This is a genomic window from Acidovorax sp. A1169 (assembly GCF_030704685.1).
In the GTDB taxonomy this organism is placed as follows: Bacteria; Pseudomonadota; Gammaproteobacteria; order Burkholderiales; family Burkholderiaceae_C; genus Acidovorax.
This window is the reverse complement of sequence record NZ_JAUZDX010000002.1, coordinates 162079-174672: the sequence shown is the minus strand read 5'-3', so window position 1 is coordinate 174672 and position 12594 is coordinate 162079. Positions and strand designations below refer to the sequence as shown.

The window sequence follows — 12594 nt, the reverse complement described above, 5'->3', positions numbered from 1 at the left end:
CTCTCCCCTACACTCGGGCTCCATGGCCATTCAGGCACCCCTTTCTGCCCGGCACCCCGATGGGCTCATTCCCTCGGGCCAGCTGTGGCTACCGCATGCCGGCCTGTCGGCCTGCGTGCGCGGCACCATCGTGCGCAGCACGCTGGGCCATGCGCTCAGCGATGAAGAACGCATCAACCGCTTTCCCGCGACGCCGCTGTGCAGCCTGAGCTGGTGGTTCACGGGCCGCAGCGAATGCCTGGTCCCCGAGCGGCCCGGCAGCATGCCGGGCCTGGACAGCCCGCGCGAGCCCTTCGCAGGGCGCTGGATGCTGGCAGGCCCGCAGACCCGGCCCTCGACCAGTTGGTGCGCCGAACCCACGCACGCCATGATGGTGATGTTCATGCCCGATGCGCTGCACCTGCTCACCGGCCTGGCGCCCGAGCACCTGACCGACCGCACGGTGGATGCCGCCAAGCTGCTGCCGCGCGACTGGCTGGCCATGTGCGAGGCGGTGCAGCACCAGCCCGACGACGCGGCCCGCATGGAATGCCTGGAGCAGTTTCTGCTGCCGCGCTGGCAGGCCTGCAGGCCCGGCCCCGCCACAGCCACGCAGCGCTATGGCGACTGGGCCACGCACCTGGCGCAGCGCGCGGCGCATTCGGCGCCCGGCCGCAGCCTGCGCCAGCTGGAGCGGCGCATCAAGCGCTGGGCCGGGCTGCCGCTGCGCGAGCTGCGCGGCTTCGGCAAGGCCGAGCAGGCATTCTTCGACACACTTGCCGCAGACACGGCCGAATCCCCGGTGCGCTGGGCCGAGGTGGCTGCAGGCGCCGGCTTTTCGGACCAGTCGCACCTGTGCCGCGTCACGCGGCGCATCACCGGCTATGCGCCGCAGGCGCTGTACGACGGCATCCGCCGCGACGAGGCCTTCTGGGTCTATCGCCTCTGGACGTAGCTCACCCGGTGCGCCTCGGTAGGCAGCGGCACCTCCCAGCGCAGCAGCATCTCCAGCAGCCGCTTGTTGGACAGCGAGGTGTCGCGCCGCTGGTTGCGGGCCAGCAGCTCTGCACGCGGCTGCTCCAGATACATGATCTCCACCTCGGCGTGGTAGGCCAGGCACAGGTCCAGGGTCTTGGCGCGCATCTGGTCCGACAGGTGGGTGGCGTTCCAAACGAAGGGTTCGTGCGCCCGCAGCAGGGCCTTGGCCTGTTCCACCGCGTGGTGGGCCACCATGCCCTCGTTCTTGCCATGGCGCAGGCCCAGCTGAGCACGCGCATCGTCGAACGAAACCACCGGCAGCCGGGGGTGGTGGGTGGCAACCCAGGTGTCCTTGCCCGAGGCGGGCAAGCCCGACATCACCACCACCCGTGAGCCGGGCTCCTGGTGCAGCGCATAGTCCGGGTGCACGTTCGCCCCGCGAAAGTAGCTGAGCGCGGTGTGCGCATCGGCAAAGGCACGCGGCTGGCCATAGCAGTTTTCCTCGCGCGCGAGTTCGCGGAACAGCTCAATGGCATCGAGCGTGCGCTGCGGGTCGGGGCAGACGCGGCCGCGCATGTCCGCCTCGGCCAGCAGGGCCAGCAGGTGCAGGTCCACCTGCCAGGACAGCTGGCGCACGGTGAACTCTGGCGATGTGCCCTTGCGCGAGGTCTCCAGCGCGAAGAACGGCACCTGGTGCACGGCGATCAGCCGGCAGATGGCCTCGCGCACGGCCAGCGGCGCACCGGCGTGCCACAGCGCGATGCGCGCGTCGATGGCACCTTTGCGCGAGTGGCCGGGCTGCGATATGCGGCCCGTGGCCTCGTCCACCACCGTGGTGCTGCACTTGGCCACGTCGTGCAGCAGCGCGGCGAGGAACACGACCTCCTGGTCGGCACGCTCCAGCGCGGCGTAATCGGCACTGTCCAGCAGCGCGCGCAGCACCATGGCGGTGTGGGTCCATACATCGCCTTCTGCGTGGAACACGGGGTCCTGCGGCGTCGTGGCGGCCAGCCGCAGTTGCGGGAAGGCCTCCAGGCAGGCGCCCAGATCAGGCGCGCCGCCCGCGGCAGGGACCAGGCCCTGCAAGTCTTTCCATTGAAATATCGTCATTGCATTCTCCTGGGCGGTTGGGCCCGCCGTGGGGGTTGTTGCGCTCAGAGGCGGCCGCCGCCAGCCAAGGGCCAGCGCTTGTCGACCTCGGGACCGAACAGGTCCACGCCCGCACGCAGGCGGTTGGGGATGACCGGGCGCTCGCTGTGGTGCGACTGCGAATCCAGGATGGTCTGGATGAAGTCCGGCCGCACGAGCTTGAAGCGCCCCACGGTCCGGCCGCCCTCCTCCACCTTGATGTACAGGCCCTCGGCCAGCTCGGACCGATCCGTCTGCTGCCAGCACAGGGCCAGGTCGAGCCCCTGTCGCGCCACCTCGTCCTCGAACGCGGCACGCCACTGCCCCGTGCGCGCCAGCGACGGCGCCAGCAGTGCCTGCAGCGCCTGCATGCGAGGCGGCGCAAGGCCGGCGTAGAGCACCGGCACCGAGACCACGGGCACGCCGGCCAGCAGGGCATGCCGGGCGGGTGTGTCGAGAAAGTCACCGGTGCGGCGGTCCCGGATGTCGAACTCGCAGAACAGGTGCGGCAGCGCGTCGTAGTAGACCGAGTGCTTGGCGTGCATGAACTCGCCGTACAGCACGTAACGGTCTTCCAGCACGTCGAGCAGCCGGCCCTCGTGCGCCCGGGCCCATTGCTTGAACAGGTTGAATTGGCGCTCGCGGCCGCCCAGGCGGTCCACGTCGAGGTAGTGGCCGCGCGACTGCAGCAGCAACTGGCCCGCGGCGTCGAAGCTCAGGCCAGCGTTGGCGGCGTCGAGCTTTTCCTCCACCACGATGGTCTTGCCCAGCAGCTCGGCATAGGGAACGGGGTCGCCCTTGTCGCCGGGCTGGTAGCGGGAGCCCTGCAGATGGGGCGTACGGGGGTATTTCGCGAGTTCGCGGTTGTGCAGAAAGGTGTGCGTCATGGAAGTCTCCGGCAGGCAGGGAACCAGGCAACAAGCAAGGCCTGGGACAGGGGCCGAAGACGACGCAGAAGGTCAGCAGGTGACCATGGGTGGCTGGCTCAAGGCAGGCAGTTCAGGGGCCGGGCGCACGGTGTGCGACAAGGGAACTGGCTGGCTTGCCCGCATGCCCACACGAATGGCATGACCCGGGGCTTGAGGCCGCGGGCTTCGTGTGGCGTGTCGTTCAGCTGGAACGGGGGGTGCGGGGCATGTCGGTCTCGAAGGTGAGGATTTTTGAAAGAGGGCGAATGCTACGGGCGAGCGCCGGTGTTTTCAAGAACAGCGCGCAACTCTGGTGTTTTATTGCCACAGCCAGGCGCTGTCTGTGCGCCTCCCGCACCGCTTCTGGCCGTATGCGCACAGGGTGGCGTGGGGATGCGCCGGGGCCTCATGCGCTCGCGCGCGACACGATCTCGAAGCCGATGTCGACGATGGGCGTGTTGACCGTGCGGCCTTCCGCGCGGTCGTCGATGAACTGCGCGGCGGTGCGGCCGATGCGGGTGCCGTCGATGCGCACCGTGGTCAGTGCCGGCTGCAGGCTGGCGGCGAACTCCAGATCGCCCAGCCCCACCACGCCCAGTTGCCCGGGCACCGACAGGCCGCGCGCCTGGGCTTCGATCAGCACCCCCAGGGCCAGCATGTCCGAGCTGCAGAACACCGCATCGGTCTCGGGGTGATCGGCCAGCGCCGCCACCAGCCCACTGCGCCCTGAACCCAGGGTGGTGGGCGCCGGCACCAGCACCGCAGGCACCTCGGCCGCCAGGCCCAGCGCCCGGGCCGCGCGCCGAAACCCGCCCATGCGCAGGCGGGCCCGGTCATCGTTGGCGCCGATCAGCAAGGGCTGCCGGTAGCCGCGCTGGTGCAGAAAATGGCAGACGGCCTCGCCAATGCCTTCGTGGGAAAAACCCACCAGCATGTCGATGGGGGTGGGCGTCAGGTCCCAGGTCTCGACCACCGGGATGCCGGCGGCCAGCAACTGGCGCCGGCCTTCCACTGAATGCATGATGCCGGTCAGCACGATGCCATCGGGCCGGCGCCGGATGATCGCGTCGAGCAATGCGTCCTCGCGCGAGGCGTCGTAGCCACTCTGGCCGATCATCAACTGGTAGCCGCGTTCGTCCAGGGCCTGGTTCAGCGCGCGCACGGTTTCCTGGAACACCGGCCCGGTCAGCGTGGGCAGCACCGCCGCCACCAGCCGGGCGCGCGAGGAGCGCAGGCCACCGGCCATGCCGTTGGGGACGAAACCGGTCTGGCTGACCACTTCGCGCACCTTGAGCAAGGTGGCGGGCGCCACCCGCTCCGGGGTGTTCAGCGCACGCGACACCGTCATGGCGGACACACCGGCCATGCGGGCGATGTCGTGAACGGTGAAGACTTGGGGCTTTTTCATTGGGCAGCGCAAAAGCCAGACAGTATGCGCGGGAAAGGCGCGCCCCCATGCGCCCGCCGGCAGCCCCCCGCACCCCAGGGCAGGTGCCTCCTGCGCTGCTCGGCAAGGTCACGCGGGTTCGCCCGTATCATCCGCGCCATGCTTGCCAAGTTGATGAGTCTCCTTCTTCTGGGAATAGTGCGGTTCCTGACCGGCTCCCAGGCCCGCTGGTATGGTTGCCCCCCGAAGGCGGAGCAGCGCATCTACTTCGCCAACCACCAGAGCCATGCCGACATGGTGCTGATCTGGGCGGCCCTGCCCGAGGAGCTGCGCAGCATCACCCGCCCGATCGCCGCCAAGGACTACTGGACCAAGACACCGTTTCGCCAGTGGATCACCACCGCCGTGTTCAATGCGGTGTACGTGGACCGGCAGGCCACACCGGCACGCCCAGCACCTGTGGAGCCCGTGGCTGCCGGTGTGGCCCTGCCCGATTCGGAAACGGCCTCTGCCGGCGGGCCCGACCCGGCGCCCGAGGCGCCACCCAAGCCTCCCACGCCTGAGGCCTTGCGCGCCGCTCTGCCCGAGGGCGACCCGCTTGCGCCCCTGGTGAAGGCGCTGGAGAGCGGTGACTCCATCGTGATCTTTCCCGAGGGCACGCGGGGCCATGGCGAAGAGCCCCAGCCATTCAAGTCGGGCCTGTTCAAGCTGGCCGAGATGTTCCCGCAGGTGGTATTGGTGCCGGCCTGGATCAACAACGTGCAGCGCGTGATGCCCAAGGGTGAAGTGGTGCCCGTGCCCATCCTGTGCTCGGTGACCTTCGGGGCCCCGATCCAGTTGGACCCCGACGAGGAACGCCGCCCTTTTCTCGACCGTGCACGCCGTGCGGTCATCGCATTGAGGGAAGTGTGAGATGAACGCCTTCCTTCGCAACCTGACGGCCACCCAGCAGATCGGTGCCTTGTTCCTCGTGGTGTTCGGCCTGCTGTCCATCGTCACCATCTGGGCCTATGTGCGCATGCTGCGCGAGCAGTACAGCGACGACCCCCAGGCCGAAGCCGATGCGCTCGAAGCCAAGCGCTTCTGGGGCCTGCTCAAGACGTCCTGGGCCATGGCTACCGTGTTCTGGATCGGCTGGGCGCTGGGCGATGCCGTGGCCACCGTGCTGTTCGCCATCGTCGGCTTTTTTGCGCTGCGCGAGTTCATCACGCTCTCGCCCACGCGCCGGGGCGACCACCGCAGCCTGGTGCTGGCCTTCTTCGTGGTGCTGCCGCTGCAGTTCTGGATCGTGGGCAGCCGGCACTTCGACCTGTTCACGGTGTTCATCCCGGTCTACGTGTTCCTGGCACTGCCCGTGGTGAGCGCACTGGCCAACGACCCGCAGCGCTTCCTGGAGCGCAATGCCAAGCTGCAGTGGGGCATCATGGTCTGCGTGTACGGCATGAGCCATGTGCCGGCGTTGCTGTTGCTGGACTTTCCGGGCTACAAGGACAAGGGCGCCTTCCTGGTGTTCTTCCTGGTGTTCGTGGTGCAGACCTGCATGGTGGTGCAGCACCTGCTGGGCCGGCGCTTTCCGCACAAGCCCGTGGCGCCGCAGGTGAGCCAGAGCTTCCAGTGGGTGAGCTGGCTGGCCGGCGTGGCCGTGGGTGGACTGGTGGGCGGTCTACTCACGTTCATCACCCCCTTCAAGCCCGGCCAGGCACTGGGCATGGCCCTGCTGGCCTGCGTGGCCGGCAGCCTGGGGCACCTGGTGATGAAGGCGCTCAAGCGCGACCGCGGCATCACCAGTTGGGGCATGCAGGGCATGTCGGTCACCGGCGCGGGCGGGCTGCTCGACCGGGTGGACGCGCTGTGCTTTGCGGCGCCGGTGTTCTTCCACTCGGTGCGCTGGTACTTCGGGCTATGAGAATCCTGGGCATCGACCCCGGCCTGCAGACCACCGGCTTCGGCGTGGTGGACATGGATGGCCACCAGCTGAGCTACGTGGCCAGCGGCACCATCCGTACGACCACCCTGGCACTGGGCGACCTGCCCGGGCGCCTGAAGATCCTGTTCGACGGCATCACCGAGGTGGTGGCGCGCTACCAGCCCGACACCTCATCGGTCGAAATCGTCTTCGTCAACGTGAATCCCCAGTCCACCCTGCTGCTGGGCCAGGCTCGCGGCGCCTGCATCACGGCCCTGGTGGCCAGCAACCTGCCCGTGGCCGAGTACACCGCGCTGCAGATGAAGAAAGCCGTAGTCGGCCACGGCCGCGCCGCCAAGAGCCAGGTGCAGGAGATGGTGCGCCGCCTGCTGAGCCTGCCCGGCCTGCCCGGCACCGACGCCGCCGACGGCCTGGGCATGGCCATCACCCACGCCCATGCAGGCGCAGCCATGGCCCGCCTGGGCGAAGCAGGCACCCTGCAGCGGCGCCAGCACGCCATGTACAAGGACGGCAGGAGTTATTAATTGACCGCCCTGGCCGATTCGCGCCTCAGGAGGTGAGTTCGGTCAACGCCCCATGCCGCGTTTGAGCTCCTTGAGCAATAGCAGCACCTGGTTGGACGCATGGCGGCAGCTGCTGTTGAGCAATTGGACCGACTGCTGCTGCTCGCCCGCCTGGAACAGCATGACCACGGCAGCCGCCTGCTGGTGAAAATACTTGTGCCGCGCCACCAGCATGCCGAAGGCCGGGTAGTGGCCCAGGCGCACCCGGCCCGTACCGTAGAGCCAGCGGCCCAGGTCGCAGCGGTCGTCCTGGCAAATGCGCTCGGGGCGCATGACCTCGTTGGAGCGACCATTGACCATGTCCTGCAGTTGCAGGCGCCAGCCTTCATGGCTGGCGATGGCCGCGTCGATATCGATCTCGGTCATGAGCATGGTGGCGTACTCGGCATCCAGCACGAGTTCGCTGCCGTTGTCTTCCATGGCCCAGGTCGTGTCGGGACTGGTCGGGTCTTGCTCCCGCATTTTGAACAGTCGGCTGAAAAAACCCATGTGCAACCCCGTCTTGGTATGTGGGCGGGACCTCTGGTATGGGAGACACCGCACCTATCTGAAACATTTTGTGTAGCGTTTTTTGTTTTGGCTACCAAAAAATGGCATACCCCTGCCGGCATGTGCATTGCGCCCCTGCTCCCAGCCTCAGCTCTTGGCCCGGCCGCAAGCGCCCCCGGCCGGACCGGACCACAATGCGCGTATGACTGAACCTGTTTCTCCCCGCACCGCCCTGTCCATGCTGGACCTGGTGGCCGTTCGCGACGGCGGCACCGTGGCCGAGGCCCTGCAGATCGCCCTGCGCACCGCGCAGCATGCTGAAAAACTCGGTTTCGCCCGCTACTGGCTGGCCGAGCACCACAACATGGCCGGTATCGCCAGCTCGGCCACAGCGGTGCTGGTGGGGCATATCGCGGGTGGCACCTCGCGCATCCGCGTGGGTTCGGGCGGCGTGATGCTGCCCAACCATGCGCCGCTGGTGGTGGCCGAGGCCTTTGGCACCCTGGCCGAGCTCTACCCCGGTCGCATCGACCTGGGCCTGGGCCGCGCGCCCGGCACCGATCAGGCGACCATGCGTGCCCTGCGCCGCAGCCGCGTGGAAACGGCCGACGACTTTCCGCAGGACGTGGCCGAGCTGCAGCGCCTGCTCGGCCCGGCCGAACCGGGCCAGCGCCTGGTGGCGACACCCGGGGCCGGCACGAATGTTCCCATCTGGCTGCTGGGATCAAGCCTGTTCTCGGCGCAACTGGCGGCCGAGCGCGGCCTGCCCTATGCCTTTGCCTCGCACTTCGCACCGCGCCTGCTGCACCAGGCCATCGACCTGTACCGCAACCTTTACCGCCCCTCGGCGGCCTGGCCCAAGCCCTACCTGGCCATCGGCGTGCCGCTGATCGCCGCGCCGACCGACGAGGAAGCCGAGTTCCTGGCCAGCAGCACCTACCAGCGCGTGCTGGGCATCCTGACCGGCGACCGGCGCCTGCTGCTACCGCCCGTGGAGAACTTCGCAGCGCGCCTGCAGCCCCAGGAGCGTGCCGCCATCGGCGACTTCCTGGCGGCCGCCGTGATCGGCGGGCCCGAGACGGTGCAGGCCGGCCTGGCCGACCTGGTACGCGAGACCGGCGCCAACGAGCTGATGCTGGTGAGCGACGTGTACGACTCGGCCCTGCGGCTGCGTTCGCTGGAGATTGCGGCGCAGGCACATGCGTCCCTGGGTACGGCGGTGCCCGCCTGATACCCGACTTGTAACCGGTGGGAGCGTAGCGTCACGGCCAGGACGGTCCGTTGCCGCTACCATCGTGGGCTGATGACGGTGCATTTGTGCACGTCGCTACCGCCCACCCACCACCTGCATGCCCGCTTTTTCCTTTGAAGCCCTGGACGCCCAGGGCCAGACCCGCAAAGGCCTGATGGAGGCCGACACCGCCAAGGCCGCCCGCGGGCAGCTGCGCGCCCAGGCCCTGGTGCCGATCGCGGTGGAACTGGTGCAGACCGGGCAACGGCTCGATGGCTCCGCCGTTGGCTGGAACCGCAGCCTGTTCACGCGCCCGGTCTTCAACGCCACCGGGCTGGCCATCTGGACACGGCAGATCGCCGGGCTGGTGAGCTCGGGCCTGCCGCTGGAACGCGCCCTGAGCGCCCTCTCGGACGAGGCCGACGACGAACGGCAGCGCCACCTTGTGGCGGCCCTGCGCGCCGAGGTGAATGCGGGCTCCACCTTTGCCCGTGCGCTGGGCCAGCACCGGCGCGAGTTCTCGGACATCTACTGCGCCGTGATCGGTGCCGGCGAGCACAGCGGCAACCTCGGTCTGGTGCTCGAACGCCTGGCCGATGACCTGGAAGACCGCCAGGCGCTCAAGGCCAAGCTGATAGGCGCCGCGCTCTACCCGGCCATCGTGACCCTGGTGGCGATCGCCATCGTGATGTTCCTGCTGGGCTATGTGGTGCCCCAGGTGGCCAGCGTGTTCGCTGGATCCAAGCGGGCCCTGCCCTTCATCACCACCCTCATGCTGGGCATCAGCGCCCTGGTGCGCAACTACGGGCTGGCCTTGTTCGGCGTGCTGGTCGTTGGCGCGCTGGGCCTGCGCTGGTCGCTCAAATCCGAGAGCGTGCGCGAGCGCTTCGACGCTGCCTGGCTCAACCTGCCCCTGGTGGGCAAGCTGGCCCGCGGCTACAACGCGGCACGCTTTGCCAGCACGCTGGCCATGCTGGCCAGTGCCGGCGTGCCCATCCTGCGCGCCCTGCAGGCCGCTGCCGAAACCCTGAACAACCGCGCCCTGCGCGCCGACGCGCTCGACGCCCTGGTGCTGGTGCGCGAGGGTGCGCCGCTGGCATCGGCCCTGGCGCAGAAAAAGCGCTTTCCGGGCCTGCTGTCGATGTTTGCGCGCCTGGGCGAACAGACGGGCCAGCTGCCGCTGATGCTGCAGCGCGCCGCCACCCAGTTGTCGGTGGAGGTGCAGCGCCGCGCCATGCAACTGGCAACCATCCTGGAGCCGCTGCTGATCGTGGCCATGGGCCTGGTGGTGATGGCCATCGTGCTGGCAGTCATGCTGCCCATCATCCAGCTCAACCAGTTCGTCAAATAGATCGACACGACATGGCCGTAACCCTGGACGACAAGCTGGTGGTCGCGATTTCCTCGCGGGCGCTGTTCAATTTCGAGGAAGAGAACCGCCTCTTCGACGACACGGACGACCGCGCCTACGTGGAGATGCAGCGCCAGCGCATCGACATTCCGGCGGCGCCCGGGGTGGCGTTCTCGCTGGTGCGCAAGCTGCTGGCCTTCAACACCACCGAGTACCAGCGGGTGGAAGTGGTGCTGCTCTCGCGCAATGACCCGGTGAGCGGCATGCGCGTGTTCCGCTCCTGCCTGGCCCACGGGCTGCCCATGGTGCAGCGCGGGGTGTTCACCCAGGGGCGCGATCCGTTTCGCTACCTGCGCCCGCTGGGGGCGCACCTGTTCCTTTCGGCTAACGAGGCCGACGTGCGCCAGGCGCTGCACCTGGGCTACCCGGCAGCGCGGGTACTGACCGAATCCGTGCGGGCCGGCGACTCCAACCCGAACGAGGTGCGCATCGCCTTCGACGGAGACGCCGTGCTGTTCTCGGACGAGGCCGAGCGCGTCTACCAGGCCGAAGGGCTGGCCGCCTTCCAGCGGCACGAGAGTGACAAGGCGGCGCAGCCGCTGCCCGATGGCCCCTTCAAGCCCCTGCTGGCCGCCCTGCACCGGCTGCAGCATGCGGGCGGCACGGGCATGCGCATCCGCACCGCACTGGTCACGGCGCGCAGCGCCCCCGCGCACGAGCGCGCCATCCGCACGCTGATGGACTGGGACATCGCGGTGGACGAGGCCATGTTCCTCGGTGGCCTGCCCAAGGGGGAGTTCCTGCGCGAGTTCGAGCCAGACTTCTTCTTCGACGACCAGACCGGCCACGTCACCTCGGCCTCGCTGCATGTGCCAGCCGGGCACGTGAACAGCGGGGTGTCCAACCCGGTCACGCGGCTGGCCGATTGACGGGGCGCCAGCGCGCAACGTTGTGCAATGGTTTGCAACTTGTGGCGCAGGAGGGTCTCTGACAGATTGCAAGTGGTGCCAGTTGGCCGTACCTGTTCGACCATGACCCACTACAAGGAACAGAGCGCATGAAGACGATTTTGCTGGCCTGGGGTGCCGCCGCCCTGATGGGCTGTGGCCTGGCATCCGCACAGGCCCCGGTCACTCCACCACCGGCCGACACCGAAGGCCTGTCCAAGGGCGAAGCCAAGGCGGTGCGCGAGTTCAAGATGCTGGACTTCAATGGGGACGGCAAACTCAGCCGCACTGAAGTCAAGCTGTTCCCGCGCCTGTCCAATGCCTTTGACGAGGCCGATACCGATCGCGATGGTTTTGTTTCGTACGAGGAAGTGCGCGCTTTCGCGGCAAAGTACCGCGCTGAACGGGACCGCGCCAAACAACAGGCGCCCGCTGCTCCCGCTTCTGCAGCCAGCGCTCCCTGACCCAACCGCTACCGTTTCGGTAGCAAAAATACCCAATGACCCCTGGCGCCGTCGCTGCACCTCAGCCTGCCACCCGGTTCACAGCCCTGCCGTGCGCTTGACCTTGGGGTCGGAGTAGGTCAGCGGTTCGTTCTTGACCTGCTGGGCCAGGCGCTCCTGCAGGGTCACCTTGTTGATGTCCTGCGCCATTTCCACAGCGCTGCCGCTGGCACGCCACATGGACTGGATGAATTCCAGCAGCTGTTTGTAGATGGGCTCCGGCGGCGGTTCGGGCGGCTCTTCCACCGTGTCCTTCTTCTTCACCTCGGTCCAGTCGCGGTTCGGCGTGTCAGGCGCCGAGGGCTTGTCGGGCTCGCGCACGATGGCCCCCTCCCCGAGCCGGTCCATGGACTCGACGGGCAGCGGCGCATTGACAGGCCGTATCGGCGGCGCCCCCGAGGCGCCGGTGGAATACAAATCGGCGCCCGCAGGACGCCAGGTCGGCGATCGATCGACAGGTGGCATTTGCATGGCATGGCCCCAGGTTGTGAATGGAACGAACAGAGGCACTTCCGGGCTCTTCGTACATTCATAACGGCAAACAAAAGGGGAAATTGAGGTCTTTTTTGCCTTTAAGCCCAAAAACAAGGGTTTACCCCTAGATTTTAAGCCGATTGATGGCAAAAGAAAGCCCGCCGCCTGCAGGGTGCAGGCGGCGGGCTGGTGCGGCGCTGGGTCAGAGGAAACGTTCGAGGAAGCGGCGGGACTGGCGGTCCAGCAGCGCAGTGTCGGGCACCTTGAATTGCACACCCTCGCCTGCAGCGATGAGCAGGCGGGTGCGCCCGCCGAGCCGGCGGATGTCTTCCTCGGCCTTGAGCACCAGGCGCGCAGGACCCCGGTCGGTCTCCACATCCCAGGTGCTGGGGGTCGAAAAACTCGACACGGCGACTATTTTTTCGATAGTGGGCACAAACTCACGCACCGCGAGTTCCTCCTCCACCAGGGTGCGCACTGCCGCAGGCAACTGATCGAAGCGGTCCAGCCACACCAGTTCATGGCCATCGCTGCCCACCAGCGACAGGCCTTCGGCAGGGGCCGCGATGGGAAAGGCCCGCACCGGCACCACGCCTTCGTGCAGCGTGCCGTCGGGCAGGGTGAGCACCAGGCGCCCGTGGGCGTTGCGGTGCAGTTGCAGCGAGGCGGGCGGGAATGTAGTCATCAGGTCGTTCATGGCAATGTCGTCCATCGGTGGGGGCCGGGCGG

At 68.0% G+C, this 12594-nt stretch carries 14 protein-coding genes; 8 read left to right on the top strand and 6 right to left on the bottom strand.

Annotated elements, in window-relative coordinates:
* Positions 1-22: 22 nt before the first annotated feature.
* Positions 23-934: a helix-turn-helix domain-containing protein gene (locus QYL93_RS04040; protein WP_305742455.1), complete on the top strand. Its 912-nt coding sequence runs from the start codon at positions 23-25 to the stop codon at positions 932-934.
* Here QYL93_RS04040 and QYL93_RS04035 read toward each other — a convergent pair.
* The 3 genes from QYL93_RS04035 to QYL93_RS04025 all read right to left on the bottom strand — a co-directional run bounded on the left by QYL93_RS04035 (position 916) and on the right by QYL93_RS04025 (position 4401).
* The gene (locus QYL93_RS04035; RefSeq protein ID WP_305742454.1) at positions 916-2067 is read right to left on the bottom strand and encodes an AAA family ATPase; all 1152 of its coding nucleotides are present in this window, start codon (positions 2065-2067) and stop codon (positions 916-918) included. The genes QYL93_RS04040 and QYL93_RS04035 overlap by 19 nt on opposite strands.
* 44 nt (positions 2068-2111) lie before the next feature.
* The gene (locus QYL93_RS04030; RefSeq protein WP_057269048.1) at positions 2112-2972 is read right to left on the bottom strand and encodes an RNA ligase family protein; all 861 of its coding nucleotides are present in this window, start codon (positions 2970-2972) and stop codon (positions 2112-2114) included.
* A gap of 427 nt (positions 2973-3399) precedes the next feature.
* On the bottom strand, positions 3400-4401 hold the full coding sequence (locus QYL93_RS04025) for a LacI family DNA-binding transcriptional regulator (protein WP_305742453.1): 1002 nt from the start codon (positions 4399-4401) through the stop codon (positions 3400-3402).
* A gap of 138 nt (positions 4402-4539) precedes the next feature.
* Between QYL93_RS04025 and QYL93_RS04020 the strand changes: the two genes are divergently transcribed.
* From QYL93_RS04020 to ruvC, 3 genes are read left to right on the top strand one after another with little or no spacing between them, the layout of a single operon-like run.
* Entirely contained in the window at positions 4540-5292 is a 753-nt protein-coding gene (locus QYL93_RS04020; RefSeq protein ID WP_305742452.1) for a lysophospholipid acyltransferase family protein, read from the top strand.
* A gap of 1 nt (position 5293) precedes the next feature.
* Positions 5294-6286, top strand: a complete 993-nt coding sequence (locus QYL93_RS04015; RefSeq protein WP_305742451.1) for a phosphatidate cytidylyltransferase — start codon at positions 5294-5296, stop codon at positions 6284-6286.
* Positions 6283-6831, top strand: coding sequence for a crossover junction endodeoxyribonuclease RuvC (gene ruvC / locus QYL93_RS04010; RefSeq protein ID WP_305742450.1), 549 nt, complete (start codon positions 6283-6285; stop codon positions 6829-6831). The genes QYL93_RS04015 and ruvC overlap by 4 nt, the downstream gene beginning before the upstream one ends.
* A 42-nt stretch (positions 6832-6873) precedes the next feature.
* Here the strand turns inward: ruvC and QYL93_RS04005 are convergent, their stop codons facing one another.
* Positions 6874-7359: a CZB domain-containing protein gene (locus QYL93_RS04005; RefSeq protein WP_370876935.1), complete on the bottom strand. Its 486-nt coding sequence runs from the start codon at positions 7357-7359 to the stop codon at positions 6874-6876.
* A gap of 202 nt (positions 7360-7561) precedes the next feature.
* Between QYL93_RS04005 and QYL93_RS04000 the strand changes: the two genes are divergently transcribed.
* The 4 genes from QYL93_RS04000 (at position 7562) to QYL93_RS03985 (ending at position 11352) form a co-directional block, all read left to right on the top strand.
* On the top strand, positions 7562-8590 hold the full coding sequence (locus QYL93_RS04000; protein WP_305742448.1) for an LLM class flavin-dependent oxidoreductase: 1029 nt from the start codon (positions 7562-7564) through the stop codon (positions 8588-8590).
* Positions 8591-8708: 118 nt separating this feature from the next.
* Positions 8709-9941: a type II secretion system inner membrane protein GspF gene (gspF, locus tag QYL93_RS03995; RefSeq protein WP_057202466.1), complete on the top strand. Its 1233-nt coding sequence runs from the start codon at positions 8709-8711 to the stop codon at positions 9939-9941.
* A gap of 11 nt (positions 9942-9952) precedes the next feature.
* Positions 9953-10870 carry a 5'-nucleotidase gene (locus QYL93_RS03990; protein ID WP_305742447.1) on the top strand — a complete coding sequence of 306 codons (918 nt, stop codon included), beginning with the start codon at positions 9953-9955 and terminating at the stop codon, positions 10868-10870.
* A gap of 128 nt (positions 10871-10998) precedes the next feature.
* Positions 10999-11352, top strand: a complete 354-nt coding sequence (locus tag QYL93_RS03985; protein WP_305742446.1) for an EF-hand domain-containing protein — start codon at positions 10999-11001, stop codon at positions 11350-11352.
* Between the two features lie 78 nt (positions 11353-11430).
* Here the strand turns inward: QYL93_RS03985 and QYL93_RS03980 are convergent, their stop codons facing one another.
* Positions 11431-11862 carry a hypothetical protein gene (locus QYL93_RS03980; protein ID WP_305742445.1) on the bottom strand — a complete coding sequence of 144 codons (432 nt, stop codon included), beginning with the start codon at positions 11860-11862 and terminating at the stop codon, positions 11431-11433.
* A 205-nt stretch (positions 11863-12067) separates the two neighbouring features.
* Positions 12068-12577 (bottom strand): DUF1854 domain-containing protein, encoded by a 510-nt coding sequence (locus QYL93_RS03975; RefSeq protein ID WP_370876934.1) that lies wholly within the window; start codon positions 12575-12577, stop codon positions 12068-12070.
* Positions 12578-12594 lie beyond the last annotated feature (17 nt).